The 25,940-nt window shown below is 61.2% G+C and carries 24 protein-coding genes; 8 read left to right on the top strand and 16 right to left on the bottom strand.

Translation table 11 applies throughout. The features are described 5' to 3' along the window. Positions 1 to 12 precede the first annotated feature (12 nt). Positions 13 to 1,758, top strand: a complete 1,746-nt coding sequence (locus AC07OJ_RS10195; protein ID WP_495094480.1) for a Gldg family protein — start codon at positions 13 to 15, stop codon at positions 1,756 to 1,758. Positions 1,759 to 1,761: 3 nt separating this feature from the next. On the opposite strand, the gene AC07OJ_RS10190 is transcribed toward AC07OJ_RS10195, so the two are convergent. The 3 genes from AC07OJ_RS10190 to AC07OJ_RS10180 form a co-directional block, all read right to left on the bottom strand. Continuing rightward, positions 1,762 to 2,070, bottom strand: a complete 309-nt coding sequence (locus tag AC07OJ_RS10190; RefSeq protein ID WP_065901740.1) for a hypothetical protein — start codon at positions 2,068 to 2,070, stop codon at positions 1,762 to 1,764. Positions 2,071 to 2,331: 261 nt separating this feature from the next. Beyond that, a complete protein-coding gene (locus AC07OJ_RS10185; protein WP_065901747.1) occupies positions 2,332 to 2,766 on the bottom strand; it encodes a DoxX family protein in 435 nt (144 codons plus the stop codon). 103 nt (positions 2,767 to 2,869) lie between these two features. Further along, on the bottom strand, positions 2,870 to 4,291 hold the full coding sequence (locus tag AC07OJ_RS10180; protein ID WP_065901750.1) for an MltF family protein: 1,422 nt from the start codon (positions 4,289 to 4,291) through the stop codon (positions 2,870 to 2,872). 236 nt (positions 4,292 to 4,527) lie between these two features. Here AC07OJ_RS10180 and AC07OJ_RS10175 point away from each other — a divergent pair, with 236 nt between their 5' ends. The 3 genes from AC07OJ_RS10175 (at position 4,528) to AC07OJ_RS10165 (ending at position 7,546) form a co-directional block, all read left to right on the top strand. After that, positions 4,528 to 5,334 (top strand): TatD family hydrolase, encoded by an 807-nt coding sequence (locus AC07OJ_RS10175; RefSeq protein ID WP_120447953.1) that lies wholly within the window; start codon positions 4,528 to 4,530, stop codon positions 5,332 to 5,334. Positions 5,335 to 5,430: 96 nt separating this feature from the next. Beyond that, on the top strand, positions 5,431 to 6,912 hold the full coding sequence (locus AC07OJ_RS10170; protein WP_495094479.1) for a methyl-accepting chemotaxis protein: 1,482 nt from the start codon (positions 5,431 to 5,433) through the stop codon (positions 6,910 to 6,912). A 271-nt stretch (positions 6,913 to 7,183) separates the two neighbouring features. Beyond that, the gene (locus AC07OJ_RS10165; protein ID WP_065901754.1) at positions 7,184 to 7,546 is read left to right on the top strand and encodes an Mpo1-like protein; all 363 of its coding nucleotides are present in this window, start codon (positions 7,184 to 7,186) and stop codon (positions 7,544 to 7,546) included. A gap of 2 nt (positions 7,547 to 7,548) precedes the next feature. Here the strand turns inward: AC07OJ_RS10165 and AC07OJ_RS10160 are convergent, their stop codons facing one another. The 3 genes from AC07OJ_RS10160 to AC07OJ_RS10150 form a co-directional block, all read right to left on the bottom strand. Then, entirely contained in the window at positions 7,549 to 8,346 is a 798-nt protein-coding gene (locus AC07OJ_RS10160) for an acyl-CoA thioesterase (RefSeq protein ID WP_065901756.1), read from the bottom strand. 90 nt (positions 8,347 to 8,436) lie between these two features. Further along, the gene (locus tag AC07OJ_RS10155; protein ID WP_495094478.1) at positions 8,437 to 9,198 is read right to left on the bottom strand and encodes a CHAD domain-containing protein; all 762 of its coding nucleotides are present in this window, start codon (positions 9,196 to 9,198) and stop codon (positions 8,437 to 8,439) included. A 53-nt stretch (positions 9,199 to 9,251) separates the two neighbouring features. Continuing rightward, positions 9,252 to 9,530, bottom strand: a complete 279-nt coding sequence (locus tag AC07OJ_RS10150) for a hypothetical protein (protein WP_010176194.1) — start codon at positions 9,528 to 9,530, stop codon at positions 9,252 to 9,254. 217 nt (positions 9,531 to 9,747) lie between these two features. Here AC07OJ_RS10150 and AC07OJ_RS10145 point away from each other — a divergent pair, with 217 nt between their 5' ends. Continuing rightward, a complete protein-coding gene (locus AC07OJ_RS10145; protein ID WP_065901760.1) occupies positions 9,748 to 10,785 on the top strand; it encodes a patatin-like phospholipase family protein in 1,038 nt (345 codons plus the stop codon). A 332-nt stretch (positions 10,786 to 11,117) separates the two neighbouring features. Here AC07OJ_RS10145 and AC07OJ_RS10140 read toward each other — a convergent pair whose 3' ends face one another. The 6 genes from AC07OJ_RS10140 to kdpF all read right to left on the bottom strand — a co-directional run bounded on the left by AC07OJ_RS10140 (position 11,118) and on the right by kdpF (position 19,165). Then, entirely contained in the window at positions 11,118 to 11,807 is a 690-nt protein-coding gene (locus tag AC07OJ_RS10140) for a response regulator (RefSeq protein ID WP_106805704.1), read from the bottom strand. 37 nt (positions 11,808 to 11,844) lie between these two features. After that, a complete protein-coding gene (locus tag AC07OJ_RS10135) occupies positions 11,845 to 14,496 on the bottom strand; it encodes a DUF4118 domain-containing protein (RefSeq protein WP_065901761.1) in 2,652 nt (883 codons plus the stop codon). Between the two features lie 125 nt (positions 14,497 to 14,621). Then, positions 14,622 to 15,167, bottom strand: a complete 546-nt coding sequence (gene kdpC / locus AC07OJ_RS10130) for a potassium-transporting ATPase subunit KdpC (RefSeq protein ID WP_065901764.1) — start codon at positions 15,165 to 15,167, stop codon at positions 14,622 to 14,624. A 133-nt stretch (positions 15,168 to 15,300) separates the two neighbouring features. Beyond that, a complete protein-coding gene (gene kdpB, locus AC07OJ_RS10125; RefSeq protein WP_495094477.1) occupies positions 15,301 to 17,358 on the bottom strand; it encodes a potassium-transporting ATPase subunit KdpB in 2,058 nt (685 codons plus the stop codon). A 12-nt stretch (positions 17,359 to 17,370) separates the two neighbouring features. Continuing rightward, complete coding sequence (kdpA, locus tag AC07OJ_RS10120; RefSeq protein ID WP_495094476.1) at positions 17,371 to 19,065, bottom strand: potassium-transporting ATPase subunit KdpA; 1,695 nt, start codon at positions 19,063 to 19,065, stop codon at positions 17,371 to 17,373. Between the two features lie 10 nt (positions 19,066 to 19,075). Beyond that, positions 19,076 to 19,165, bottom strand: a complete 90-nt coding sequence (gene kdpF, locus AC07OJ_RS10115; RefSeq protein WP_003218754.1) for a K(+)-transporting ATPase subunit F — start codon at positions 19,163 to 19,165, stop codon at positions 19,076 to 19,078. A 442-nt stretch (positions 19,166 to 19,607) separates the two neighbouring features. Between kdpF and eat the strand changes: the two genes are divergently transcribed. Together eat and AC07OJ_RS10105 are read left to right on the top strand one after the other, a co-directional pair. Beyond that, positions 19,608 to 20,972 (top strand): ethanolamine permease, encoded by a 1,365-nt coding sequence (gene eat, locus AC07OJ_RS10110; protein ID WP_495094475.1) that lies wholly within the window; start codon positions 19,608 to 19,610, stop codon positions 20,970 to 20,972. Positions 20,973 to 21,083: 111 nt separating this feature from the next. Next, positions 21,084 to 21,251: a DUF2897 family protein gene (locus AC07OJ_RS10105; protein ID WP_012722955.1), complete on the top strand. Its 168-nt coding sequence runs from the start codon at positions 21,084 to 21,086 to the stop codon at positions 21,249 to 21,251. A gap of 9 nt (positions 21,252 to 21,260) precedes the next feature. Here the strand turns inward: AC07OJ_RS10105 and AC07OJ_RS10100 are convergent, their stop codons facing one another. Together AC07OJ_RS10100 and AC07OJ_RS10095 are read right to left on the bottom strand one after the other, a co-directional pair. Continuing rightward, complete coding sequence (locus AC07OJ_RS10100) at positions 21,261 to 22,109, bottom strand: urea carboxylase-associated family protein (RefSeq protein ID WP_120447950.1); 849 nt, start codon at positions 22,107 to 22,109, stop codon at positions 21,261 to 21,263. A gap of 15 nt (positions 22,110 to 22,124) precedes the next feature. Continuing rightward, positions 22,125 to 22,769, bottom strand: a complete 645-nt coding sequence (locus tag AC07OJ_RS10095; protein ID WP_495094474.1) for a GntR family transcriptional regulator — start codon at positions 22,767 to 22,769, stop codon at positions 22,125 to 22,127. Between the two features lie 132 nt (positions 22,770 to 22,901). Here AC07OJ_RS10095 and AC07OJ_RS10090 point away from each other — a divergent pair, with 132 nt between their 5' ends. Beyond that, positions 22,902 to 23,480 (top strand): TetR/AcrR family transcriptional regulator, encoded by a 579-nt coding sequence (locus AC07OJ_RS10090; protein ID WP_065901775.1) that lies wholly within the window; start codon positions 22,902 to 22,904, stop codon positions 23,478 to 23,480. Between the two features lie 16 nt (positions 23,481 to 23,496). Here AC07OJ_RS10090 and AC07OJ_RS10085 read toward each other — a convergent pair whose 3' ends face one another. Together AC07OJ_RS10085 and AC07OJ_RS10080 are read right to left on the bottom strand one after the other, a co-directional pair. After that, positions 23,497 to 23,829, bottom strand: a complete 333-nt coding sequence (locus AC07OJ_RS10085; RefSeq protein ID WP_065901777.1) for a ComEA family DNA-binding protein — start codon at positions 23,827 to 23,829, stop codon at positions 23,497 to 23,499. A gap of 112 nt (positions 23,830 to 23,941) precedes the next feature. Beyond that, entirely contained in the window at positions 23,942 to 25,936 is a 1,995-nt protein-coding gene (locus tag AC07OJ_RS10080; RefSeq protein ID WP_065901947.1) for a polysaccharide biosynthesis protein, read from the bottom strand. Between the last annotated feature and the right edge of the window lie 4 nt (positions 25,937 to 25,940).

Genomic DNA, 25,940 nt, shown 5'->3' with positions numbered 1-25,940 from the left:
AAGGAAAGCCCCATGCGATCCACTCTGCGTACCGGCATGACACTTATTGTCTTGCTTTTACTATTTCTCGCGTTCAACCTGGTCTGGATAGTTAAACTTCCCGACATTCGCTGGGACTATTCCCGTTCACAGATCCACACTTTATCCCCCACCGTACGGCACTTTCTGAATGCCCTGGAAAGCCCGGTAGACTTGTATTACTTCAACGCCAACAACGCCCCAGCAAGAAGTCCCGCGATGAAACGCTATGGCAAGCGTATCGAAGACCGGCTCAAGGAATATGAAAAAGCCGCACGAGGTATGCTCAACCTGCACCTTATCGAACCTGCACGTTTTTCAGAGGATGCCTACAAAGCGGAGCTATTTGGCCTCGACGACGAGGCCGGTTTTCTGGGCCTTATCGGTACCCGTGCCGGTCACGGTGCGCAACGCATCGAATCATTCAGCCTTGATCGTGAGCCCTTGCTCGATTACGAAATCAGCCACTTGATCTATAAGTTGCAACACCCTGAGCGCCCCATTGTCGGTCTGATCTCAGGGCAAGCGATGGAGGAATCCGCAGGGCGGCTGCTCAAGACCGTGCAGCAGCACTTTAACCTCGCGCTGCTGGAGTCGACGACCGTGCGCATCCCGGAATACGTCCAGGCACTGATGGTGGTGCAGCCCGCCGCGTTGTCCGAACAGACCCTGTATGGCATTGAACAATTTGTATTGAAGGGCGGCAGGTTGATGATGTTTATCGACCCCCTGGGCGAGCAACGCTCAGGCCGTGCGCCAGCCAATACTCGATTGCACGAACTGCTGGCCGCCTGGGGTATCCAGATGCCAGCGGATAAGCTGCTGGTCGACGGCCTCTATTCGTCTTGGACTGAGCCGGGCCCCGGAAGAAACGCGGAGCGGTACCCGGCCCGGTTAAACCTGCCACGGCAGGCGATGAACACGCAGGATGTGAGCACCTGGAAATTGAACACCGTGATCGTATCCAGCAGCGGCGCTGTCTCTCGCCTGGCTAAAAGTCGCACGACATTTACCCCCCTGCTGTACAGCTCCGAGCACGCCGAGCTGATGGATACCGAGCGTTTCGTGGACTTCACCGCGCGTGACGCATTGGCTGACGTGCTGCCCAAGCAAGGCAAACATCATGTAATTGCGGCCCGTATCGAGGGGCCGGCTTATTCGGCATTTCCGGAAGGCATCAAGGGTCAACCGCCGGGCGTGCAAAAAGCGACACAGATCCATGTCGTGGTGGTCGCCGACACCGACATGCTCACCGATCAGCTCAGCCCCGCGACGCCTGAAAGCAACGCACTGTTTATCTTGAATACACTGGATAACCTGTCCGCCCTTGAAGCACTGGCCAACGTTCGGCCGCGTACACCAGCGAGCAACTCACCGACCCTGCTGGAGGCCATGCGCAACGCCGCCGAACAGGTCTATCGCGGCAAGGCCTATGAGGTGGAACGACGCCTGCAGCGAACGGAACAGGAATGGCGGCAGTTGACGCCACAAGTGATCAACCTGGGCACCCAGGCAGTGGACACCAGGACGCAATTGCAGGCCCTCAATAAGGAGCGCCTGCGTTTGCCCATGGAGTTGCACGCCTTGAAGGCCGAGGCATACGCGCAGATCAATCGCCTGGAGCTGGCGATAAAACTGGGCGTGACCTTCGCGATCCCGCTGATGTTGTGCCTGGTTGCCTGGCTGGTGTTTCTCGGCCATCGTCGACGGCGCTTGAACGGCGAGGCCACACGTCGCTGAACCTCAACGCCTGGCAATCAGCCCTTGCCGGGCAATGCGGGTCAGATGGCCGATCACTTCAGCTGCATTGACGGCGCTCGGAGCCTGGATGACCGCGAGGTCAAAGCTGTTGTTGGCAAAACGGGCGAGAGAGTCGCCGTCTTCCACAAACTGGATCAGGAACGCCGATGGCCGCCCGGTACGACGCGGCCAGCCATCCAGGTAACGCAACAGCGTCGGCTGGTGCTTGCCGCCCAGGAGAATTTTCGGATTGCGTTGAGTCAGGTCCGCGGTGATCGGGGCCAGGCGTATCAGGGGGCGTAGTGCATTCATCGTGTCGTGTCTCTGCCTCAAAAGTCTGCGGGCAGGTGAGAGGCAACACCGAACCAGCGCTTTAGCGGAATTTCAAAGCTGTCTCGGCATGGGAGTACAAGCTTCTGTCGGGCTGCATAGAGTCCCGGTGGCGCCCCGCAATTAGCTGTTTAAATCGGCGCATGAGCGGCATCCTAGAGAAGCCGCAGGGGCGGTGTCAAGAATGGCGGGCAACGAAAAGGCCCGCACAGGGGCGGGCCTTGTCGGTTTTCCAGACGTCGATCAGCGGGCGATGGCGCGGTCTGCAGACAATTTGCCGGCACCTTCCAGCAGCACTGCCAGCGCGCCGCCGAGCAGCGCCAATGCGAACTCATACCCGTTATTGGCCATGAACAGACCGTTATGGATATGCACCGAGAAGATCGCCACCAGCGACAGGATGGTCAAGCCCAGTGCCGCCGGGCGAGCGAGCAAACCGATGATCAGTGCCAGGCCGGCGAAGAACTCGGTCCCGCCCGACAACAGTGCCATCAGGGTACCCGGTGCGAGGCCGATGCTTTCCATCCACTGCGCCGTGCCGGCCAGGCCGTAGCCACCGAACCAGCCAAAGAGTTTTTGCGAGCCGTGGGCCGCGAAGATAATGCCGACAACAATGCGCAGGACAGTCAGGCCGTAACCGGCACGGGTGGTCAGGAGGCTTTTGATCAGTGGGCTCATGCTTGTAATCCTTTTCGAAACAGGGGTTGGTTGGCCGCCATATTAATCAGTTTAAGCAATGTTAAAAGCGCAAAAACTGCCATATCAATATCGAATTAATCGATTACTTCCGTGAAGCAATTTTCGGCGCTGGCGGCTCCAGGGACTCCCGCTCCCGATCGAACGCCAAGTAGTACTTGTTGACGCTATTAACATAGCTGACGCCGCTCATGCCCACCTGCTCCATGGCAATGCGTTCAACCTGGAAGAACCACTGGTTGGGGTTGAGGCCCCGGCGCTTGGCCTCGGTGCGCATGCCCTGCACGCGCTCCGGGCCCATGTTGTAGGCCGCCAGCACAAAGGCCATGCGCTCGCGCTCATTGAGCTTGGGGCTGGCGAAAAACTTGCGGCGGATCATCGCCAGATAGCGCGCGCCGGCCTGCACATTGCTGTCGAGGTTCTCGATATTGTTGACCCCCACCCGCTGCGCCGCCGACGGCGTGATCTGCATCAGGCCGGTGGGCCCGCCGCTGTTGCGCGCGCCGGGGTCGAGTGCCGACTCCTTGAAGGCCAATGCCGCAAGGTTCAGCCAGTCCATGCCCTGCTCGCGCGCATGTTTTTGCAGGACCGGGCGCAGCTTCTCCAGGCGCTGGCGGTCGACCCGGGCCAGCGGATTGCGCACTTGGTACAGGCGCCGATAGATACGCTGGAACGCGACATCCTGGTCGGAGGGCGTGCGATAGGTCTTGAGAAATCGATCGATGCTGGCCCGCAGCATCGACGCGTCCTGGCGCACGAACCAGTACTCGTCACCCGGTTCGCTGATCGCCACCTGCTTATCGAAGCGCAATTTGGGCAGGATCTTCGACCAGCGCTCGGCAATCGGCTTTTCGACAATGGTCAGGTGAAAAATCCCCGCCTGGACCATCTCCAGCACGTCCTCCACCGCGAGCGTCGGGTCGACCCATTCCACCTTGATCGACGGCTGCTTGTGCAGCGCCAGCTTCTGATTGACCTGACTGATGGCATCCGCCGCCGCGCTGCCAGTGGTCAGCGCCACCGTCCGGCCAGACAGTTGCTCCAACTTGGTAAACCGCCGCTCGCCCTTGACCCCCACCAGCCACAACGGCACACCGCTGGCGATCGGGTCACTGGTGCTGATCTTGTGTGCGGCCTTCACATCCAGCAGTTCACCAGGGGCCACCAGGTCGCCTTCGCCACGGGCCAGCGCGCCAAGGAGTTGGTCCTTGGCCTTGGGAATGATCTTGAGGTTGATTTCCTGGCCATCACGGGCGTGGCCATTGAGGTACTGCTCGAAGGCGCGCAGGCGGTGATATTCCACCCCGATAGCCTGGCCCTGCACTTCACCAGAGCTATTGCGGCTTTGGTTGACCAATACGCGCAAGGTGCGGCTGGAGCGGATCTCCGCCAGGTCGCGCACCTTGCTGGGCTTGGTCACTTCCAGCGGCCCGTCCAGACGCGCAACCGCCGCCATGGGCAGCAATAACGTCAGGCACAACATAAGCAACGCCGAGGGTCGGATCATCCGCTCTCCGGAAAGAATACTGGCCAACGCTCTCGCGAAAAACGAGGCGGTGGGCGTCAGAAACAGAGCGCTTTATGCGCTGGCAAGGTACGCAACGGCGACACTGGGTCAGGCGGTCGGCCGACCACAATGTCACTTGCGACGTTCAAAGACAGCTATAACTCGTTGTAGTTCTTCGATTTTCTTATAAATCTACAGCTCTGATATGCTTTCCGGCCGCAGGCGGAGATAGCACCATGCAACTCATTGATATCGGCGTCAACCTGACCAACCCCAGTTTCGACGAGAAGCACCTGGCCGTTCTCGAGCGAGCCTATGCCGCTGGCGTACAGCAATTGGTACTCACCGGCACCAGCGTCGACGGCAGTGAGCAGGCCCTGGAACTGTGTTTGAAACTCGATGAAAGCGGCCAGCGCCTGTTCAGTACGGCCGGCATCCACCCGCATTCCGCCAGTGACTGGAACGGCGACAGCGCCCAGCGTTTGCGCGGCCTGCTCAGTGAAAGCCGCGTGCGTGCCGTGGGCGAATGCGGGCTGGACTTCAATCGCGACTTTTCCCCACGCCCGCAGCAGGAGAAAGTCCTGGAAGAGCACTTGGCCCTGGCCGTCGAGTTGAAACTCCCGGTATTTCTGCATGAACGCGACGCCAACCAACGCCTGCTGGAAATCCTCAAGGACTACCGCGACCACCTCACCGCCGCCGTGGTGCACTGCTTCACCGGCGAACAGTCGGCATTGTTCAGCTACCTCGACCTCGACTTGCACATCGGCATCACCGGTTGGATCTGCGACGAACGCCGTGGGACACACTTGCACCCGCTTGTGAGGGAAATTCCCCGTGGCCGTCTGATGCTGGAAAGCGACGCCCCCTACCTGCTGCCGCGCACCCTGCGGCCCAAACCAAAAAACGGCCGCAACGAACCGGCCTACTTGCCGGAAGTACTGCGCGAAGTCGCGCTGCACCGCAACGAAAGCGTGGAAGACCTGGCCGCGCACAGCACCGCCAGCGCGCGCGCGTTTTTTGGCTTGCCTGCCGTGGATTGATGCGGCGCATTGACCCATGTCAAAACCGGCTTCCTGAGTAGCGGCACAATAATGGCACCTTGCCAATGCTGTTTCCGCTATCAGAGAAAACCTTCCATGGGTGCCTGGCTTAGCAATATCTCGCTGAAGTACAAATTCTGGGCCGTCAACGCGGTCGCGTTCATCACCACCCTGCTGCTGGTGCTGTACGCCGTGCAGCTTGAACAACAGGCGCGCAGCGATGCGTCCCAGGCCTCGGCGCAGGCCCAGGCGCGATTGCTCAGTGCCTGGCCGGCGGAAAAGGCCCTGCCCACAGATGAGCACTGGCTGACATATGCACAAGGCCAGATCCCACAACGAGCTGACCAGGATCTTTCAGCCCTGAGCGGCGCCAACAGCTGGGTCGACCTCAACCGTATGCCGCTGTTTGGCGAGAACCCGATGATGGGCGCCGAAGTGATCGCGCGCCCCGACGGCCAACAGATCGCCGTGCTGGCCTATGCCCCCAGCCTGAGCCAAGTGTTCGGCGAACGCTTCGCCAACTATGCGGTGGCCGTATTGATTCTGATGCTGGCGATGCTCGGCGCTTCGCAGTTATTGATCCGCTTCCTGCTCAGCCAGCTCAATACCCTCAAGGACGTGATGCTGCACGTGGAGAAAACCGGCGACCTGTCGGCCCGTGTGCCCTTGGCCTGCAAGGACGAGGTCGGCCAGATGGCCAGCGCCTTCAACGCCATGCAAGCCGGCTACCAACGGGTGGTCAATACGGTGGCACGCACTGCCCGGCAACTCGACGAGGGTGCCGCGCGGCTGGCCAGCAGCATGAACGAAGTGCAGCACGGCATGCTCGGCCAGCAAAGCGAGACCGACCAGGCCGCCACTGCTATCAACGAGATGACCGCCACCGTCTACCACATTGCTCAACATGCCGGTGCCACGCGCGATCTGTCCCAGACCGCCGACACCCTCGCCGGCAGCGGCCAGGAAGTGGTCACCCGCGTGCAACGCTCAATCGCCGGGCTGTCCACCGGCGTGCAACAGACCGCCGAAATGATCCAGAAACTGGCCGAGGACAGCCAGAAAATCAACGGCGTGGTCGGCGTGATCCACAGCATCGCCGAACAGACCAACCTGCTCGCGCTCAACGCCGCCATCGAAGCCGCGCGCGCCGGCGAAATGGGCCGGGGGTTCGCCGTGGTTGCCGACGAAGTGCGCAACCTGGCCAAGCGCGTGCAGAGCTCCACCGACGAAATCACCCGCATGGTCTCGGCGCTGCAAGCCGGCACTCGCGACGCAGTGGACTTCATGCAGGAAAGCTCGTTCAAGGCTGACGACTGCGTGCAACAAGCCCAGGAGGCCGGCGCCGCACTCGCCGAAATCACCGGCGCCGTGGCGCAAATGCGCGAAAGCAACACCCAGATCGCCGTCGCCGCCGAACAGCAAAGCCACGTCGCCGAAGAGATGAACCGCGCAGTGGTAAGCATCCGTGATGTGACCGAGAACACCGTGCAACAGACCGTGGACTCCGCGACGACCAGCAATGAACTGGCGACGCTGGCTGGGGAATTGAGTAAGGCGATCGGGCAGTTGAAGCTGTAGAACTGTTCAACCTGTAGTCCCCACCCTACAACTAGGCCTCGGTGAACCTGAGGTTCTGCACGATGCAAAGGTATTGCAGCGGTCATACGACCGCATACCTATTCTTACGTATCCGATGCACAGGGACGACCCTGACTGCGTTATTTGGACATGAGGGTAACCTGTCAAAAATTGCCCTCTATGACCCCCATAGCCAGCCCCAATTCGCCCCCTTACCCAACCCCACCTAGACTCTCTGCATGTTGTTTCAACGGACAGAGGATTCACCACCATGGGCAAACGTCATCCCAATCTCCCCGCCTGGCAATGGCGTAACTACCCGCAGAACCATCAACACCCGACCAACCTGGCGTTGCACCTGATTGCGGTGCCGCTGTTCATCATCGGGTTTCTGTTGATTGTGTCGGGGGTGTTCAGCCTGAGCCTGGCCAGTTTCGCCATTGGCGTTGTCGGCATTCTCGCCGGCCTGGCGCTGCAGCGTCATGGGCATAGCCTGGAAGCCCAGGCCAGTGAGCCATTCAGTGATCGTAAAGACGCAGTGCAACGCCTGGTGGTCGAGCAGTTTGTGACCTTCCCGCGCTTTGTGCTGAGCGGCGGCTGGTGGCGTGCCTGGCGCCAGCGCCACCGGCATTGAGGTCAGGCGAAGACCACCACAGTCTGGCGGCTCAGGGCGATCAGCTCGCCGGTCGGGCTCCACAGTGCGGCAGCGGCATGGCCATAGCCGTCACGGGCGTGTTCGATGTTGACGTGGTATTGGCACCAGTCCAGGGTCGTCAGGTCCTGCAGCGGCTGGATAAATTCGATGGTCCACGTCAGGGTGCTGCCTGGCGCTGGCTTCTTGAGGTGCGGCAGCAAGGCCGGGGGCCAGGCATCGACCAGGGCGAGAATATGCGCCTCGGTCAGCGGTTCTTCTTTGACATCCCCACGCAATCGCACCCAACCGCCCATGTCGCGGGACTTATTACCGGTGAACGGCAAGCCGCCGACACTCCAGCGCATCGCCAGGTGGCGCATGAATTCAGGGGTGACCCCCTTGATATAGGGCAACTCCTGGCACTCATCCCAGTGTTTGAACACCGGCGCTGGCTCGCTCGCCACATCGATTTCCGACGCGCGAGAACCGCCGAAACTGGCCTGGACCAATGTCGCCACTTCACCGTTCTGCACCACACGGCCAAGCAATTGGCTGACCGCCTTGCCTTCGCGCAAGACTTCGACTTCATAACTGGCCGCTACGTCAGGCGCTACCGGGCCGACGAAAGTGATTGCCAGCGAGCGTAATGGGCGATCCGCCGGCACCTTGGCGCGTAACGCTTCGTACTGCAAGGCGGCGACCAGGCCGCCAAACGTGGCGCGGCCCTGGGCCCACTCGGCGGGAATGGTGACGTCCAGCGGGTGGTTTCGGGCGGCGTCGAGCAAATCACTAAAGCGCATGGCGACCTCACATCAAAAGAAACAGATGAAGGATCTTAACCATCGAGCCAGCAAGGTACAGCGCTTATTCCGGCCAAAACCCGGACCGTTTTAGAAACAATCGGCGCTGAGCTTGTCCAGCACGCGGTCCGCCTGCCCTTGCGCCTTGGCCATGGTGCGATGCCACACGGCAACACACGGCTGCAAATCCGCCTGGTGTTCAGCCTGGGCCAGCCACTGCCAGCAGTCATGCCAGTCGCCCAGGGCACCTTGGGCCTTTTTCAGCCGCGACATGGCGTTGGCGGGCAGCTTGTCCAACTCGGGATAAGCCTCGGCGGCGTAACGCACGCGCTTGATCAACAAACGCAGGCGGTGGCGATCATGCTCAGGATCCTTCAGGGCTTGATCAAGTTGGTGCCATTGCTTGGCCAGTCGTTTCTGGATTCGCGGACGCAGGCCCTTGAGCAATTTCTGATGTTCGCTGGCGCGGATAAACCGTGGGAATGCATCGAGGATCAGCAGCAAATGCGCAAGTTCTGCGCCTTGCGCCACATGGCGATACGCATCGGGTTGCAGGCGCATGCGCCGATCAGCGGCAGCGTGGTGGCCATGCGCGTGCAAATACGCCGCCAGCACCTCACGGTCACGCAGCGGTGTAGTCAATTGGCCGACCGCGCGGGCGGCCGCCTCAACCTGCTCCACCCCAGGCAGCCCGCGCAAGGGGCGCAACAGGCTGCGCAGGCGGCGCACAGTAGTGCGCAGGTCGTGCAGGGCTTCATCGTCGGTGACGGCAGCGAGGCGAGCCTGGCAGCTCAGTAACCCTACTTCCAGGCCAATGACCTGAGCGACTAACTGATCGACCAAAGCTGACATCCCTTCCCCCTTGACGATGAAAATCCCGGCTGGCTCACGCCAGCGTAGACGGCTTAGCGGCCGGCGCGCGACTCACGAATATAGAACCGCGCTTTCTCGGCCTTGTTGGAGCAGCCTTCAAACGCTTCGAATTGCTGTTGGGTCTTGGCGCCGGTCAACAAAGACAGGGCCTTGGAGTAGCTCACGGTGCCGGCAAAACCTTCGGCCTTGGCCAAGTCCAGTTCGTGCCACGCTGCATCCAGTTGCGTGCCGCAGCTGTCGCGGTACGCGGTTTTCCCGGCACAACCGGCCAGGGCCAACACGATCACAGGCACACACATCCAGGCTTTCATTGATGACACCTCAAATAAAGAAAAACAGTCGTACGCTGTAGACGTTTCCTACAAGGAAAAGTGCCTTATCAGTCAACCTGAAATCGAACTCGCCTATTGCCAGAGCATACCCGAGCCGCATGGCTTTCCTGGAAAAATACTGCATGCCCGCACGAAGATTGAAGCCACCCCCTCAAAAGGTGCATTGTGGGTGCTTGCCTAGGGGAGGACATCGACCATGAAAAAGCGTGTTGCCTTGGTGCTGGGCTCCGGTGGGGCGCGGGGCTACGCCCATATCGGGGTGATCGAGGAAATCGAACGGCGCGGCTACGACATTGCCTGTATCGCCGGCTGCTCCATGGGCGCCGTGGTCGGCGGGATCTACGCCGCCGGCAAGCTGGACGAATATCGCAACTGGATTGAGAGCCTCGACTACCTCGATGTATTGCGCCTGGTGGACGTGAGCTTTCGCCTCGGCGCGATTCGCGGCGAGAAAGTCTTCGGGCAGATCCGCAAGATCGTCGGCGAGATCAATATCGAAGCGCTGCGCATCCCTTACACCGCCGTCGCCACTGACCTGACCAACCAGCAGGAGATCTGGTTCCAGGAGGGCTGCCTGCACCAGGCCATGCGCGCCTCGGCGGCGATCCCGAGCCTGTTCACCCCGGTGATGCAAGGCAACCGCATGCTGGTGGACGGCGGCCTGCTCAACCCGCTGCCTATCGTGCCGGTGGTGTCGAGCCATTGCGACTTGATCATTGCGGTCAACCTCAACGCCACCAATCAGAAGCACTACCAGTTGCCGGTGATCCAGCGTCCGCCGGCGTTCAAGAGCCGTTTCGACAGCCTGGTGAAATCCCTCGGCTCGCACTTGCCGTTTCGCCGCAAACAGGCCGAGCAGTTGTTGAAGCTGGAGCAGGAAGCCCTGCAGGCCCAGGCGGCCGAGATCAACCCGTGGCTGGAGTCGGCCGAGCCGGAATCCCAGCAACCTGCCGCCGCGCCGGAAAAGGCCGGGGCACCGAAGTCGGCGACTGGCTCGTTCATCATCGACAACGTCGGCCCGGCGTCATTGCTGGACCTGATCAACCAAAGCTTCGAGGTGATGCAGACGTCGCTGGCGCAGTACAAGATCGCGGGCTACCCGCCGGATATCCTGATCAACGTGCCGAAGCGGGTGTGCCGGTTCTTCGAGTTCTACAAGGCGCCGGAGTTGATCGCGCTGGGGCGGGAAATTGCCAGTGACACGCTGGATCGGTATGAGAGTGAGCAGCGCTGACAGGTGGGTGGTTGCTGAGGGCCTCATCGCGGGCAAGCCCGGCTCCCACATTCGATCGAGTTCACCCTCTGGAATGCGGACGAATGCAGGAGCTGGACTGCAAAAATGTCGTCTACCCGTCACAAAAACCAGGCCAACCCAGCCCCCTCATTCAATCGAGCTTGCCCTCTGGAATGCGGACGAATGCAGGAACTGGCCTGCAAAAATGTCGTCCCCCGTCACAAAAACCAGACAAGCCCAGGCCCCACATTCAATCGAGCTCGCCCTCTGGAATGCGGACGAATGCAGGCGCTGGCTTGCCTGCGATGACGCCCGTCCAGGCGCCGATAAACTCAAGCATTCAACAACCGGTAACCCACCCCCGCCTCGGTCACGATAAATCGCGGCTGGGTCGGGTCATCCGCCAGTTTCTGGCGCAGATGGCCCACCACGATGCGCAGGTAGTGGCTGTCATCGGTGTGGGTCGGGCCCCAGATATCCTTGAGCAGTTGCTGCTGGGTAATCACCCGCCCCGGATGCCGCGCCAGTTGCGCGAGCACCGCGTATTCCTTGCGGGTCAGCGCCACTTCGACGCCGTCCAGCAGCACGCGGCGGTAGGCCAGGTCGACGGTCAAGGGGCCAAACCGCAACGCCGCTTCCTGGGCTTCCCCCGCCGGGGCCTGGCGCAGTAGCGCGCGCACGCGGGCGAGGAATTCCTGGATGCCGAAGGGTTTGGTCACGTAGTCATTGGCGCCACCGTCGAGGGCCTCGACCTTTTGCCCTTCGCTGGCCCGCACCGACAACACCAGCACCGGCACCATCGACCATTCGCGAAACTCGCGCAGCACCTGCTGGCCGTCCATGTCAGGCAGGCCGAGGTCGAGCACCAGCAAGTCCGGCTTGCTCAACGCCGCCTGGGCCAAGCCCTCGTTGCCGGTGCCGGCCTCGATCACTTTGTAGCCTTGGGAGGCCAGGCTGATGCGCAAGAACTTGCGGATCTGCGGTTCGTCATCAATGACCAAAATCGTCGCGGTCTGGCTCATGGTGTCCAATCAAATTCCGTGGAGAAAAGAGGGTAGCTCACGGCTCGCCTTCCAGGCCAGGCTGGGTCGGCAACGGCAGGAATAAAGTGATGCAGGTGCCGCGCCCGTCGATGCCATCGGCCACGCTGATATGCCCACCATGGGCACCAACCATGCCCTGGCAGATCGCCAGGCCCAGCCCCGTGCCCTGCCCGCCGCGATCGCCTCGGGCGGCGGTGTAGAACATATCGAAAATCTTCGCACGCTCCTCCTCGGGAATCCCCGGGCCCTCATCGGCCACCGCAAAAAACAGCTGGTTGTCAGAGACACCGGCGCTGAGCTGCAAACGGCCCTGGGGCGGCGAAAAGCGCGCGGCGTTTTCCAGCACATTGACCAGCGCCTGCTCGATCAACGCGGCATGCACATACAGCAACGGCAACTCCGCCGGCACCTGGGTGCTGACCTGCAGCGGCGCCAATACGGCACGCAAACGCCCGAGTGCGCTGCCGACGATGTCGCCCGGCGACACCCAATCGCGCGCCAGCTTCAGGGCGCCGTGGCCGAGGCGCGTCATGTCGAGCAGGTTCTGGATGTAACGGTCGAGGCGCTCGGCCTCATCGCGGGTACCTTCGAGCAATTCGCGGCGATCCTCCAGCGGGATCGCCTCACCGAGCGCCAGCAGGCTGTCGATACTGCCGCGCATGGACGTCAACGGCGTGCGCAAATCATGCGACACCGAGGCCAGCAACGCGCTGCGCAGTTGCTCGGTTTCGCCGTGCAGGCGCGCCGACTCCAGCTCCTGCGCCAGTTGCGCCCGCGCCAACGCCTGGGCCAGCGGCTGGCTCAGCGCAGTGAGCAAGCGGCGGCGTTGGCCACTCAATTCCCGGCCGGGCTTGGCACTCACCCCGAGCAAGCCCAAGGGCCCCTCCTCACTCGACAGCGGCCACCACCACCAACGACCGAACGGCAAGGTGCCGGTGCCCATGCCCGCTGGCTGGTCATGCTGCCAGGCCCAGTCCGCGGCAGCGCGTTCGGCTTCGGTGAGGGTCAATGGGCCACCGGTCTCGACCTTCCAGCCGCCCTGGCCATCGCGATTGACCAGGCACAGGTCCAGGTCGCTCCAACCTTCCAGATGATGCGCCGCCGCACTGATCACCGCCTGCCGATCGGTGGCGGCCGTGAGTTTGCGCGACAGGTCGAGCAATTCGCTGGTTTCTTCCTGGGTATCGCGCAACGCCTGCAATTGCCGGCGCTGGCGGGCAGCCAGGTTACCGGTCAGCGCGGCCATGAGCAGGAAGAACAGCAGGGTCAGCACGTCCTCTTCGCGCTGGATGGCGAAGGAAAAATTCGGCGGGATAAACAGAAAATCGTATGTCAGGAATGACAACGCGGCACACACCAGCGACGGCCCGAGACTGCTGCGCACCGCCACCAGCAACACGGCGGCGAGAAACACCAGGGAAATATTCGGCAGCGGCAACACACTGGACACCGCCCAGGCCACAGCTGCAGCCACCACGGTGGCGAGCACCGCCAAGGCGTAGTCAAACCACACCAAGCCGCGCACATCCGGCAGACGCGGCGGTGCGGGGATGTCGTCGCTGTCGAGCACGTTGATTTCCAGACCCCGCGCATTACGCAACAGCCGTGCGGCCAGGCCACCACCGAACACGCGGCGGCGCCAGCGCATCCGCGATTGCCCAACCAAGACCAGGCTGGCACGGCGTTCGGCGGCATGCTGGATCAAGGTCTTGGCCACCTCCCCCGCACGCAGCAGCACCACTTCCCCGCCCAGGCGCTCGGCCAGTTGCTGGGCGTTTTGCAGACGCAGGCGCGATTGCTCATCGCGCGCGCGGCCGTTATCGATATGCACCAGGCTCCATGGCAAATGCCGGCGCTGGGCCACGCGGCTGGCATGACGCACCAGGCGCTCGGCCTGCGCATCGCCATCCACGCCGACCAGCAAACGACCGCGCACCGCTGGCGCAGCCTGGCCCAGTTGGCGATAGCCCTGGGCCAAATCGTCATCGACGTGGGCGGCGGCGGTCTGCATCGCCAGCTCGCGCAACGCCATCAGGTTGGTCTGGGTAAAAAACGCATCGATGGCCGCGCGGGCCTGCTCCGGCACATAGACTTTGCCGTCGCGCAGGCGCTCCAGCAGTTCGCGCGATGGCAGGTCGATCAGCAGCAGTTCATCCGCCTCTTGCAACACCCAGTCCGGCAGGGTTTCGCGCACCTGCACGCCGGTGATGCCACGCACCTGATCGTTCAGGCTTTCCAGGTGCTGGACGTTGACCGTGGTAAACACGTTGATGCCCGCGGCGAGTAGTTCCTGGATGTCCTGCCAGCGCTTTTCATGCCGGCTGCCGGGGGCATTGCTGTGGGCCAGTTCGTCGACCAGCACCAGCTTGGGCTTGGCGGCGAGCAGGCCATCGAGGTCCATTTCCTCAAGCATCACGCCGCGGTATTCCGTGCGCAACAATGGCTGCTGCGGCAGGCCGCTGAGCAAGGCTTCAGTCTCGGCGCGCCCGTGGGTCTCGACCACGCCGGCGATCAGCCGCACCCCCTGACGCAACTGCGTGTGGGCCGCCTGGAGCATGGCGTAGGTCTTGCCCACTCCCGGCGCGGCGCCGAGGAAGACTTTGAGCCGGCCACGGCCATCCCGGGGCAGATCGGCTAAGAGGGCGTCGGCGCGGCCGGAGTCGCTCATGCGCGAGGGTTCCTTCAGGTATTCATAGGGAGTCTGTCACGCCGTCATCGCGGGCAAGCCCGCTCCCACATTAGGCATGCATACCCCTGTGGGCGCGGGCTTGTCCGCGATGACGGCACCACCGCTTACAACTTTTCCAGGGCCATGTTCAGCGCCAGCACATTCACCACCGGCGGGCCTACCAGCGGGCTTTCGATGTGTTCATCGAGCAAGCGCTGCAAGGTCGATACCGGCACATTCCGCGCCGCCGCCACTCGCGCCAGTTGATAGGCAATTGCCGCAGGTGGCAAGTGTGGATCAAGACCGCTGCCAGAGGTAGTCAGCGAAGCCAGAGGCACCGGGCCCTGGGCTGGCACCAACTGTTTATTCGCGTCGTCGAACACACGGGTGGCCAATGCCGGGTTGCTTGGGCCCAGGTTACTGGCGCTGCTGGAAACCGTAGCAAACGCGCCGGCCGATGGGCGTGGGTGGAACCAGTTGTCGCCGGTAAAATCCTGGGCGATCAGACTGGAACCACGCACTTTGCCGCTGTCGTCGCGCACCAGGCTGCCATTGGCCTGGTCCGGGAACGCCACTTGGGCGACGCCAGTCACTACCAGCGGGTAAGCGACGCCAGTGATCAGGGTCATGAGCACCAGCAGGCTCAGGGCCGGACGGATCATGTTAGACATTGCACATTCCTCACATTGAATCATCACGACCTGTAGGAGCCGGAGGACGCTTGGTCCTTGCCGGTGATGACGACGGGTCAGTCGGACCGCATCGGACCCATCGCCGGCAAGCCGGCTCCTACCAGGGTTGGGGTTACACCAGGTGCAGCGCAGTCAGCAGCATGTCGATCGCCTTGATGCCCACGAACGGCACCAGGATCCCGCCCAGCCCATAGATCAGCAGGTTGCGGCGCAGCAACGCCGCGGCACTCGCCGCCTGCACACGCACACCTCGCAGGGCCAGGGGAATCAGCACCACGATGATCAAGGCGTTGAACACAATCGCCGACAGAATCGCGCTCTGCGGGCTCTGCAGGTGCATCACGTTGAGCACGCCCAGTTGCGGGTAGATCGAGGCGAACAGCGCCGGCAGGATCGCGAAGTACTTGGCCACGTCGTTGGCGATAGAGAACGTGGTCAGCGCACCGCGCGTCACCAGCAACTCTTTGCCGATCTGCACCACGTCGAGCAGCTTGGTCGGGTCGCTGTCGAGGTCGACCATGTTGGCCGCCTCGCGTGCGGCCTGGGTGCCGTCGTTCATCGCCATGCCGACGTCAGCCTGGGCCAGCGCCGGGGCATCGTTGGCACCGTCGCCGCACATCGCGACCAGGCGACCGTCATTCTGTTCGTGGCGGATGCGCGCGAGTTTTTTCTCCGGGGTGGCCTCGGCCAGCACGTCATCCACGCCCGCTTCGGCAGCAATCGCGGCGGCGGTCAGCGGGTTGTCACCGGTGACCATCACGGTGCGGATGCCCAGCTTGCGCAGCTCGGCGAAACGCTCGCGAATGCCGGGCTTGACCACGTCCTTGAGATGGATCGCGCCCAGCAGCTTGCCATCGGCACACACCAGCAACGGGGTGCCGCCGCTCTGGGCGATCTTGTCGATTTCCCGCGACAGCGCAGGGGCAAGGTCGCGACGTTGCTGGCCGATAAACGCCAGCAGCGAGTCCACTGCGCCTTTGCGGAACACGCGGTCCTGGTAGTCGACACCGGACAAGCGGGTTTCAGCACTGAACGGTACGGCGGTCAGCTCATCCAGGGACGGCTCGGCCTGGGGGTGCAAGGCACGCAGGTATTCGACGATGGATTTACCTTCCGCCGTGTCGTCCGCAAGTGACGCCAGCAGCGCGCCTTCGGCCAAGTCCCGGCCGCTGACACCAGGCGCCGCGACCACCGCCGCACAACGACGGTTACCGAAGGTGATGGTGCCGGTCTTGTCGAGCAGCAACACATGCACGTCGCCCGCTGCTTCCACGGCGCGGCCAGACTTGGCGATCACGTTGAGGCGCACCAGGCGGTCCATGCCGGCGATGCCGATGGCCGACAACAAGCCGCCGATGGTGGTAGGAATCAGGGTCACCAGCAGTGCGACCAAGAACACCAGCGGCAAGCTGCCATTGGCAAAGTGGGCGAACGGCTGCAGGGTCACCACCACCAACAGGAAGATCAAGGTCAGGCCGATCAGCAGGATATCCAGCGCGACTTCGTTGGGGGTTTTCTGGCGTTTTGCGCCTTCCACCAACGCGATCATGCGGTCCAGGGTCGACTCGCCAGGGTTGACAGTGATGCGGATCAGTAGCCAGTCCGACACCAGACGCGTATTGCCGGTAACGGCCGAGCGGTCGCCGCCGGACTCGCGGATCACCGGTGCGGATTCGCCGGTGATCGCCGCCTCGTTGACCGCGGCGATGCCTTCGATGACCTCGCCGTCACCGGGGATCATTTCCCCGGCGGTGACGCGCACGACATCGCCTTTGCGCAGGCTGGCGGCCGGCACGACCTTGAAGCTGCCATCGGCCTCCTTGCGGCGTGCGCTGAGGCCTTCGCTGCCGGCCTTCAGGCTGTCAGCGCGGGCCTTGCCACGACCTTCGGCCAAGGCCTCGGCGAAGTTGGCGAACAGCACGGTGAACCACAGCCACACGGCAATCTGCACGGCGACGAAGGTCGGCACTGCCGTGTCGGGCACAAAGCACAGCACGGTAGTGAGGATGGCGGTCAACTCGACCACCAGCATCACTGGCGAGCGTTGCAGCTGGCGCGGGTCCAGCTTGACGAAGGCCTGGACCAGCGCCGGGCGCCACAGGGCGGACATCGCGGTTTTTGGCGGTTCCTGGGTGTTCACCGGAGCCGCGTTTTTTGCAGGCATATTCATTTTCATATCCCCTTAGAAGCCCATGCTCAAGTGTTCAGCGATAGGGCCCAGTGCCAGCGTCGGCAGGAAGGTCAGGCCGCCCACCAGCAAAATGGTCACGGTCAACAGGGTCACGAACAGCGGGCCATGGGTCGGGAAGCTGTTCTGGCCGATCGGTGCGGTCTTCTTCATCGCCAGGCTGCCGGCCAGGGCCAGTACCGGGAGGATGTAGCCGAAGCGGCCGATCAACATGCCCAGGCCCAGCATCAAGTTATGGAACGCGGTGTTGGCGCTGAAGCCGCCAAATGCCGAGCCGTTGTTGGCGCTGGCCGAGGTGTAGGCGTAGAGCAACTGACTGAAACCGTGGGGCCCGGGGTTGCTGATGGCACCGGCCGGACCCGGCAGGCTGGCGGCGATAGCGCCCAGCACAAGCACGCCGACTGGCATCACCAGCAGGGTCACCACCAGCAATTGCACTTCCTTGGCCTGGAGTTTCTTGCCAAGGTACTCCGGAGTGCGGCCGATCATCAGGCCGGCAAGGAACACCGCGATCAAGACGTTGAGCAACATGCCGTACATGCCAGCACCGACGCCGCCGAAGATCACCTCGCCGACCATCATGTTGACCAGCGCCACCATCCCACTGAGAGGGTTGAGGCTGTCCTGCATGCCGTTGACTGAGCCGTTGGACGCCGCCGTCGTCGTCACCGACCACAGCACGGTACCGGTGGTACCGAAGCGTGCCTCTTTACCTTCCAGTGGTGCGGTTTGCTCCACGGCCGGGTTGTTGAGGGTTGGGTTAGGCTGGTATTCGGCCCACAGCGAGGTCGCGCCGCCGATGATGAACAACGCCAGCATGCAGCCGAGAATCGCGCGGCTCTGACGCAGGTCCTTCACGTAATGGCCGAAGGTGAAGACCAGCGCCACCGGGATCAGGATGATCGACGCCAACTCGAACAGGTTGGCCCAGGCAGTCGGGTCTTCAAACGGGTGCGCCGAGTTGACGCCGAAGAAGCCGCCACCGTTGGTGCCCAATTGCTTGATCGCAATCTGGCTGGCGGCCGGACCCAGGGGGATCACTTGATCCACGCCTTGCATGGTCACGGCATCCACATAATGTGCGAAGGTTTGCGGCACGCCCTGCCACACCAGGAACAACGCCAGCACCAGGCACAGCGGCAGCAGGCCGTAGAGGGTGGCCCGCGTCATATCGACCCAGAAGTTACCCAATGTCTTGGTGGATTTGCGACCGATCCCACGGCACAGAGCGACCAGGACTGCCAAACCGGTGGCCGCACTGACGAAGTTCTGCACGGTCAGGCCCACCATCTGGCTGAGATAACTCAGGGACGCCTCACCGCTGTAGGACTGCCAGTTGGTGTTGGTCATGAAACTGACCGCGGTGTTGAAGGCCAGGGTCCATTCCTGACCCGGCAATTTCTGCGGGTTCAGCGGAAGATAGTCCTGGAACAACAGGATCGCGAACAACAGCAAGAAACCTGCGAGGTTGAACGCGAGCAAGGCCAGCGTGTATTTCTGCCAGCTCTGTTCCTGATGCTCGTCAACGCCCGACAGGCGATAACACGCGCGCTCGACGGGGCCGAACACCGACGTGAGCCAGGTGCGCTGGCCTTCCATCACCTTGTAGTAGAACCGCCCCAGGAACGGTGCCGGCACCAGCACCACGGCAAAGAAGGCGATGATCAGCCAATAGTCATAACTGTGCATAGCCCTGCTCCTAGTTCCGATCCGCGCGTAACAGCGCAACCAGCAGATAAATGAACAGTGCCACGGCCAATAGCAGTGACACCCCGTCCAAAACGCTCATGGAAGTCTCTCCGTTTAGCGGCGAGTGCCGCGTGTGGGGCAATTGTCGGCAGGAGGGGCGTAAAGGAACGAGAGCGAGGGTGTGGCTGGGGCGTAAAGACGGCGTAAAGAGTGGGTTTATGCGGGATTTACAGGGGGATTTGTGGGGAATTTGAGGGCCTCATTGCGGGCAAGCCCACTCCCACACTTGACCGTGCTTGATCTGGAAAGACTCGGTCCCCTGTGTTTAAGCAGGAAAAGACGCGGTCCCCCGTGGGAGCGGGCTTGCCCGCGATGGCGGCAGCTCAAGTACCACCGCACTTATCTGGTGCGACACCGGCAAAATTCAAACGCCAAACCATCCCCCACGCGACAGTAACGTGGCTTTACGACAACGATCTTCAGGCTGGCATGGCCGCTGCAACACCTTGAATCATTCCAAACGGTTCAGGGAGAGCAACATCATGAACACACAACTCAAACCCACCTTGGGCACCCTGCACTTATGGGGCATCGCGGTCGGGCTGGTGATTTCCGGCGAGTACTTCGGCTGGAGCTATGGCTGGGGTGTTGCCGGAACCCTGGGCTTCTTGGTGACCTCATTGATGGTCGCGGCGATGTACACCTGCTTCATCTTCAGTTTCACCGAGCTGACTACCGCAATTCCTCACGCCGGTGGCCCATTTGCCTACAGCCGTCGTGCCTTTGGTGAGAAAGGCGGATTAATCGCCGGCCTCGCTACCTTGATCGAGTTTGTTTTTGCGCCACCCGCCATCGCCTTGGCCATCGGCGCCTACCTCAACGTACAGTTTCCCGCACTCGACCCGAAACACGCCGCCGTCGGCGCCTATATCGTGTTCATGGGCCTGAATATCCTCGGCGTGAAACTCGCCGCCACCTTCGAGCTGGTGGTGTGCGTACTCGCCGTCGCCGAACTGCTGGTGTTCATGGGCGTGGTCGCCCCCGCTTTCAGTTTCAGCAACTTCGCCCTGAACGGCTGGGCCGGTTCCGACACCTTCGGCGCGCCAGCGATTGCCGGGATGTTTGCCGCGATTCCGTTCGCCATCTGGTTCTTCCTCGCCATCGAAGGCGCGGCCATGGCAGCCGAGGAAGCGAAAGATCCGAAGCGCACCATTCCAAAAGCCTACATCAGCGGCATCCTCACCCTGGTGGTCCTGGCCATGGGCGTGATGTTCTTTGCGGGCGGCGTGGGCGACTGGCGCACCCTGTCGAACATCAACGATCCGTTGCCGCAGGCGATGAAAACCGTGGTGGGCGACAGCTCCGGCTGGCTGCACATGTTGGTGTGGATCGGCCTGTTTGGTCTGGTAGCCAGCTTCCACGGGATCATCCTCGGCTACTCGCGCCAGTTCTTTGCCCTCGCCCGCGCCGGGTACCTGCCGTCTTTCCTCGCCAAACTGTCGCGCTTTCAGACACCGCACCGGGCAATCATCGCCGGTGGCGTGGTGGGCATCGCCGCAATCTACAGCGACGGCCTGATCAACCTCGGTGGCATGACGCTGACCGCAGCGATGATCACCATGGCCGTGTTCGGCGCCATCGTGATGTACATCATGAGCATGCTCAGCCTGTTCAAACTGCGTAAGACCGAACCGCTGCTGGAACGCACCTTCCGCGCGCCGGGCTACCCGATCGTGCCGGGTATTGCATTGGTGCTGGCGGTGGTCTGCCTGGTGGCCATGGCCTGGTTCAACGCGCTGATCGGCCTGATTTTCCTGGGCTTCATGCTGGCGGGCTTCATCTACTTCCAACTGACCGCGCAGGACCGCGCGGATGCACCGGCGGATGCGATGTTGACCGGGCTCTGATCTACTGGAGGCAGAACGGGCCTACACTGAACTAGTAAGAAAGCCCGTCACTCAAAGCAGTTATTACCGTGGGAAAACTCTCCCACGGCAATCTGCCTCAAGGAGAGCCTTATGCCGTGGTATGCATGGTTGATTTTAGTGGTAGCGATCGGGTCGATCGTCGGTGGGTTGATGATGCTGCGTGACAGCGCCAACAAGGTGGAACTCACCGACGAACAACGCAAGCGCGTCGCCGAACGCAATGCCCAGGCGGATGCCAAGGACGCGCAGGATCGCTGAACCTTGGGGTTACTCCCAAGGCGCCTTGGCAATATGCAAACCGTGCTGCCCCTTGTAGGCAGCACGCTCCGGCTGGCTCCAGCCGTTCAGCAGCTCATCCTCCAGCTTATAGATCTCCACCCCCAGCGGACGGCACACCGTCAGCGGATCCTGTGCCTGCGGGCCCCACATCGGCAGCGATAAATCCCCGCCCGGGCACGTCGACAGCGCACACAGCAAATCAATCTCGGCAAAGAACTCCAGGTAGTCGCCCTTCTGCGCCGGGCACGCCTTCATGAAATACATGTCGTCATGATTCAGGCCCGTACACTGGAAAATATTCAGCACGTCATGCACATCGAACTCCGTAAGACCGTGGGGTAAAACCGCGCGAGTCAGGTTCGAATGGCAATGGTGGTGGAAGTCCTCACCAGTGAGCATGCGGTTGACGTAGGGATCACATCGCGTACCAAGCAAATCGTGCAGGCGCCCACCGTGTTCATCGATGCCGTAACTGGCGAGGCTGTCGTCTGTGATTGTCACCAAAGGCCTCAAAAATGGCAGGTTCGACCACAGGCGGTCATGGGTGCTGACATGGGCGCCCTGCAATTGACGAGTGCGCGCCGCCCATAGGCGCTCGCGAGGGTCGTTGGCGTTCCACACGTTGAAGTCGCCGACCTGCGGGCCGACCGGCGTAGTCACTCGAAACACATGCCCGGCCGGTACTTTCCACGCCCTGCCCGTTCGGATCGGCACCTCGAACTGCTCGACCAGCGTGCGCTGGTTCACCTTGTCGCGAATCCGCTCATAGAATGCAGTGTCGACCTGCAGTGCTGAACCTTTGCTGACCTGGTAAGCGGCCGGATAGTCTTTGTACATGATGCGGCTCCTCAATCAGGAGTGGTCGAACAGGGCCAGGGACAGACGCTCCGAATCATCCAGGTAAAGACTCATCGCCTCCCCTGCCGCCGGCTTGTCTCCTCGGGCCAATAAGGTGTAAATCTCACGATCGCGCTCCAGCCAGGGCGACTGGAAACGCTGCTCATCCGGCGCCGCGCAAAACACCAGGCGCAACTGGGCAATCACCTGGGCAAAAAACTCATCGAACAACGGGCTGCGCATCAACCCGACAATCTGCTGATGGAACACCAGGCTGTGGGTCGCCACCGCACGCCAATCCTCGCGTTCGCGGGCCAAAGTGGTGGCGTCGATCGCGTCCTGCATACGTGCGGATTGATCCCGGGCAAGCGCACTGCTCTGGGCAATGGCCTGCAACTCCAGGGTGCGACGCACGACAAACAAATCGCGCACCTCATCGCGTTCAAGACGCCGGACCATCACGCCTTTATTGCGCACGTAACGGGTGAGCCCTTCCTGGCCCAAGCGATGCAGCGCCTCACGAATAGTATTGCGCGATGCGTTGTAGTGCTTCACCAACTCCCCCTCGACCAGCGAAACACCTGGCAACAGCCGCCCACCGATAATGTCGGCGCGCAGTTCGAGGGCAATCTGGTCGGCTAAAGACAGGCTGAGTACCATCAACACCTCACGATTGTTGAACAATCTTTGCTGTAGACGTAATCACGTTTCATGCCAACCCTTCAAACGTGGGGGTAAGTGTGTAAAGCCGTGTGAGATGGTTAAATACCGACCTGACCACGAGGCAGTCCTATGCGCTATTCACCAGACCACAAAGCCCAGACCCGACAGCGCATCATCAAGGAAGCCTCGGTACGCTTTCGCCGCGACGGCATCGGCGCGACCGGCCTGCAGCCGCTGATGAACGCGCTGAGCCTCACGCACGGCGGGTTTTACGCCCACTTCACGTCCAAGGACGAACTGGTGGAGAAGGCGCTGCAGGCCGCAGGGGCTCAGCTGGATGCCCATTGCGAGATGCTGTTCAGCCAGGAGCGCCCGCTGGAAGCCTTCATTGATAATTATCTGTCGCCGTGGCACCAGACCTCACCCGGAGAAGGATGCCCGCTGCCGACGATGTCGGCCGAACTCGGGCTGAGAGGCCAACCGAGTGCGACGACGGATGCGGTACTCGGAGCAAGGCTCAAGCAGATTGAAGCGGCCCTGGGTGACGGGCGCGGCGATGCTGCTGGCCTGATGGTAATGTCGACACTGGTGGGAGCATTGGTGCTGGCCAGGAGTGTCGAAGATTCAGCGTTGGGCTTGCGGATTATGGAAGTCGTGCGAGAAAGCCTGAAGACGCTCCTCCAGGACGATAAAAAGGCCGATCAATGACCGGCCTCTTTGTGGCTTAGTTGATTACCAACCTGTCGCGATTCTTCTCCATCAGCGCCTTGCCAATCCCCTTCACTTCCAGCAGCTCATCCACCGCCGTAAACGGGCCGTTGCTTTCACGGTAAGCGATGATCGCTTTCGCCTTTGCTGCACCGATGCCAAAGAGGTCGCGACGCAGGGTTTCAGCGTCGGCGGCGTTCAGATTGACCTTGGCGGCTTGCTCGGCATTGACGACTTGAGCAGTGATGGGGGCTGGGGCTTCGGCCTTGATGGACGGGGCTGCAGTAGTGGTGACGGAAAGAGTGGTGAGGAAAGCGAAGATCAGGGAAGTAAGGTAGGTGTTTTGCATTTTGACGCTCCATGACATGCGTAAGAGAAAAAAGCAGCTTTTCCGAAGCTGCCTTTCTAACTTAGGCGATGGTGGGGATTCGTCAAAAAGGCTTGAGTAACAGCGTGTTAAATCAAGGTTCCAAGCGGCGCTGCTGGTAGATCCAGTCGACGATTTCACCATCGGGAGAGTAGCCACTGACGGTGTCGCGAAGGAGTTGGCGGACACGGGTGTAATCGTCCTCATCCACCGCGTCGAGCAGCTCTGTCAGCTTGCCCTTGAGCACTTCCCATGAGAGATGGTCTTCGTTGGCACTCATGATCATGGGATGCCGAGTGGCGACTACGTTGTCGCCGATGAGTAACTCTTCGTAAAGCTTTTCGCCGGGACGTAGGCCGGTGAACTCAATCGCGATATCACCGTGCGGGTTTCTATCGGAACGGACGCTGAGGCCAGAGAGGTGGATCATCTTTTCAGCCAACTCAGTAATCTTTACCGGTTCGCCCATGTCGAGTACAAACACATCACCGCCCTGCCCCATGGAACCGGCCTGGATGACCAGTTGCGCGGCTTCGGGAATGGTCATGAAGTAGCGGGTGATTTTCGGGTGAGTCACCGTGATGGGCCCACCCGATTTGATTTGTTTGTGAAAGAGTGGGATCACTGAACCGGATGAGCCCAATACATTGCCGAAGCGGACCATGGTGAAACGGGTTTTGTTGACGCGAGAGATATTGAACTTGTCACCGAACATGACCGGTGCCAGTTCACGACTCAAGGCTTGGAGCGTCAACTCGGCAAGACGCTTGGTGCTCCCCATGACATTGGTTGGACGCACCGCCTTGTCTGTAGAAATGAGGACAAAGTTGGCAACCCCGACCTGAAGCGCCGCTTGTGCGGTATTCAGTGTGCCGATCACATTATTCAGGACCCCTTCGGCAATATTGTGCTCGACCATCGGTACGTGCTTATAAGCCGCAGCGTGGTAAACCGTATCGACACGCCATGTCTTCATGACGTCCATCAGTTTGGACGGGTTGCGTACGGAACCGAGGATCGGCAGCAGCGTTATGGGCAACGATTCACGGGTCACGCGTTGCTCAAGCTCCGAGAGAATGCTGTACAGGTTGAACTCACTGTGTTCGAACAACAGCAGCGTCTTCGGCCGCAGGGACATGATCTGACGGCAGAGTTCAGAACCAATAGAGCCACCTGCTCCCGTCACCAGGACGCATTGCCCCTTGATGCAACGTTCCAGTAGATCGGATTGAGCAGGAACGGCGTCACGGCCCAGCAGGTCCGCGATGTCGACCTCTTGGATATCATCGACCTTCACCCGACCGCTGGCCAGGTCCATAAAACCTGGAATACTGCGCACATGCAGCGGAAAACCTTCAAGGAACCCCAGGATTTCACGCCGGCGACCACGGTTGGAAGAAGGGATCGCCAGCAGGATTTCCTGAGCGCCCGTGTCATCGATCATACGTTCGATATGCTTGGGCTTGTAGACCTGAAGGCCAGAGATAACACGCTCGGCAATGCTAGCATCGTCATCGATAAACGCTACTGGGCGCATCAAGCGCCCCATCCGCAGTGCTGCAACCAACTGGTTGCCAGCAGCGCCAGCACCATAGATGGCAACACGCGGAAGGCCGTCATCTCGATTGGTAAAGGGCACATGCTGCGAGGCGGAGAACCAATCACCGAGAAAATACTGGCGCATAGCCAAGCGAAGCCCGCCCACCATGATCAAGCTCAACCACCAGTAAATGAAAATGATCGACCGGGGAACGGTGTGCTGCTGGTTGCTGTTCAAATAAACAACAATTACCAAAATCAAGGCTGACAGGCTGACGGCTTTGAATATGGCGATCAGTGCATCGTTACCGAAATACCGCATGACAGCGCGGTACATCCCAAAGCGGACAAAAAGTGGGATTGCGACTACTGGTGCCGCGAAAAACAACCAGAGATGATCTCGTAGCGGGTTGGCCATTTCATCAATTCCCAGCCGTACGATAAACGCCAGCCAGAGAGCCGCCCAAACGACCACGACGTCGGTCGTCACTTGAATCAGTCGCTTGTAGCGTCGCGGCAGCCCCACCAGGAATGCCCGTAACCTTTCCATAATC

Source organism: Pseudomonas sp. GW821-FHT09C08 (assembly GCF_059418125.1).
The sequence above is the reverse complement of the archived record's forward strand: the minus strand, read 5'-3'. Positions and strand labels throughout refer to the sequence as shown.

What these genes read in the sequence shown, in the direction of transcription:
- AC07OJ_RS10170 (WP_495094479.1), top strand. Translation starts at nt 5,431, where the DNA reads ATGGGTGCCTGGCTTAGCAATATCTCGCTGAAGTACAAATTCTGGGCC.
- kdpF (WP_003218754.1), bottom strand. Translation starts at nt 19,165, where the DNA reads ATGAGCGTTTTGGACGGGGTGTCACTGCTATTGGCCGTGGCACTGTTC.
- AC07OJ_RS10140 (WP_106805704.1), bottom strand. Translation starts at nt 11,807, where the DNA reads ATGAGCCAGACCGCGACGATTTTGGTCATTGATGACGAACCGCAGATC.
- AC07OJ_RS10175 (WP_120447953.1), top strand. Translation starts at nt 4,528, where the DNA reads ATGCAACTCATTGATATCGGCGTCAACCTGACCAACCCCAGTTTCGAC.
- AC07OJ_RS10080 (WP_065901947.1), bottom strand. Translation starts at nt 25,936, where the DNA reads ATGGAAAGGTTACGGGCATTCCTGGTGGGGCTGCCGCGACGCTACAAG.
- AC07OJ_RS10195 (WP_495094480.1), top strand. Translation starts at nt 13, where the DNA reads ATGCGATCCACTCTGCGTACCGGCATGACACTTATTGTCTTGCTTTTA.
- AC07OJ_RS10150 (WP_010176194.1), bottom strand. Translation starts at nt 9,530, where the DNA reads ATGAAAGCCTGGATGTGTGTGCCTGTGATCGTGTTGGCCCTGGCCGGT.
- AC07OJ_RS10135 (WP_065901761.1), bottom strand. Translation starts at nt 14,496, where the DNA reads ATGAGCGACTCCGGCCGCGCCGACGCCCTCTTAGCCGATCTGCCCCGG.
- AC07OJ_RS10100 (WP_120447950.1), bottom strand. Translation starts at nt 22,109, where the DNA reads ATGTACAAAGACTATCCGGCCGCTTACCAGGTCAGCAAAGGTTCAGCA.
- AC07OJ_RS10155 (WP_495094478.1), bottom strand. Translation starts at nt 9,198, where the DNA reads ATGTCAGCTTTGGTCGATCAGTTAGTCGCTCAGGTCATTGGCCTGGAA.
- AC07OJ_RS10145 (WP_065901760.1), top strand. Translation starts at nt 9,748, where the DNA reads ATGAAAAAGCGTGTTGCCTTGGTGCTGGGCTCCGGTGGGGCGCGGGGC.
- AC07OJ_RS10105 (WP_012722955.1), top strand. Translation starts at nt 21,084, where the DNA reads ATGCCGTGGTATGCATGGTTGATTTTAGTGGTAGCGATCGGGTCGATC.
- AC07OJ_RS10160 (WP_065901756.1), bottom strand. Translation starts at nt 8,346, where the DNA reads ATGCGCTTTAGTGATTTGCTCGACGCCGCCCGAAACCACCCGCTGGAC.
- AC07OJ_RS10185 (WP_065901747.1), bottom strand. Translation starts at nt 2,766, where the DNA reads ATGAGCCCACTGATCAAAAGCCTCCTGACCACCCGTGCCGGTTACGGC.
- AC07OJ_RS10165 (WP_065901754.1), top strand. Translation starts at nt 7,184, where the DNA reads ATGGGCAAACGTCATCCCAATCTCCCCGCCTGGCAATGGCGTAACTAC.
- AC07OJ_RS10090 (WP_065901775.1), top strand. Translation starts at nt 22,902, where the DNA reads ATGCGCTATTCACCAGACCACAAAGCCCAGACCCGACAGCGCATCATC.
- AC07OJ_RS10180 (WP_065901750.1), bottom strand. Translation starts at nt 4,291, where the DNA reads ATGATCCGACCCTCGGCGTTGCTTATGTTGTGCCTGACGTTATTGCTG.
- kdpB (WP_495094477.1), bottom strand. Translation starts at nt 17,358, where the DNA reads ATGAATATGCCTGCAAAAAACGCGGCTCCGGTGAACACCCAGGAACCG.
- AC07OJ_RS10190 (WP_065901740.1), bottom strand. Translation starts at nt 2,070, where the DNA reads ATGAATGCACTACGCCCCCTGATACGCCTGGCCCCGATCACCGCGGAC.
- kdpA (WP_495094476.1), bottom strand. Translation starts at nt 19,065, where the DNA reads ATGCACAGTTATGACTATTGGCTGATCATCGCCTTCTTTGCCGTGGTG.
- kdpC (WP_065901764.1), bottom strand. Translation starts at nt 15,167, where the DNA reads ATGTCTAACATGATCCGTCCGGCCCTGAGCCTGCTGGTGCTCATGACC.
- eat (WP_495094475.1), top strand. Translation starts at nt 19,608, where the DNA reads ATGAACACACAACTCAAACCCACCTTGGGCACCCTGCACTTATGGGGC.
- AC07OJ_RS10095 (WP_495094474.1), bottom strand. Translation starts at nt 22,769, where the DNA reads ATGGTACTCAGCCTGTCTTTAGCCGACCAGATTGCCCTCGAACTGCGC.
- AC07OJ_RS10085 (WP_065901777.1), bottom strand. Translation starts at nt 23,829, where the DNA reads ATGCAAAACACCTACCTTACTTCCCTGATCTTCGCTTTCCTCACCACT.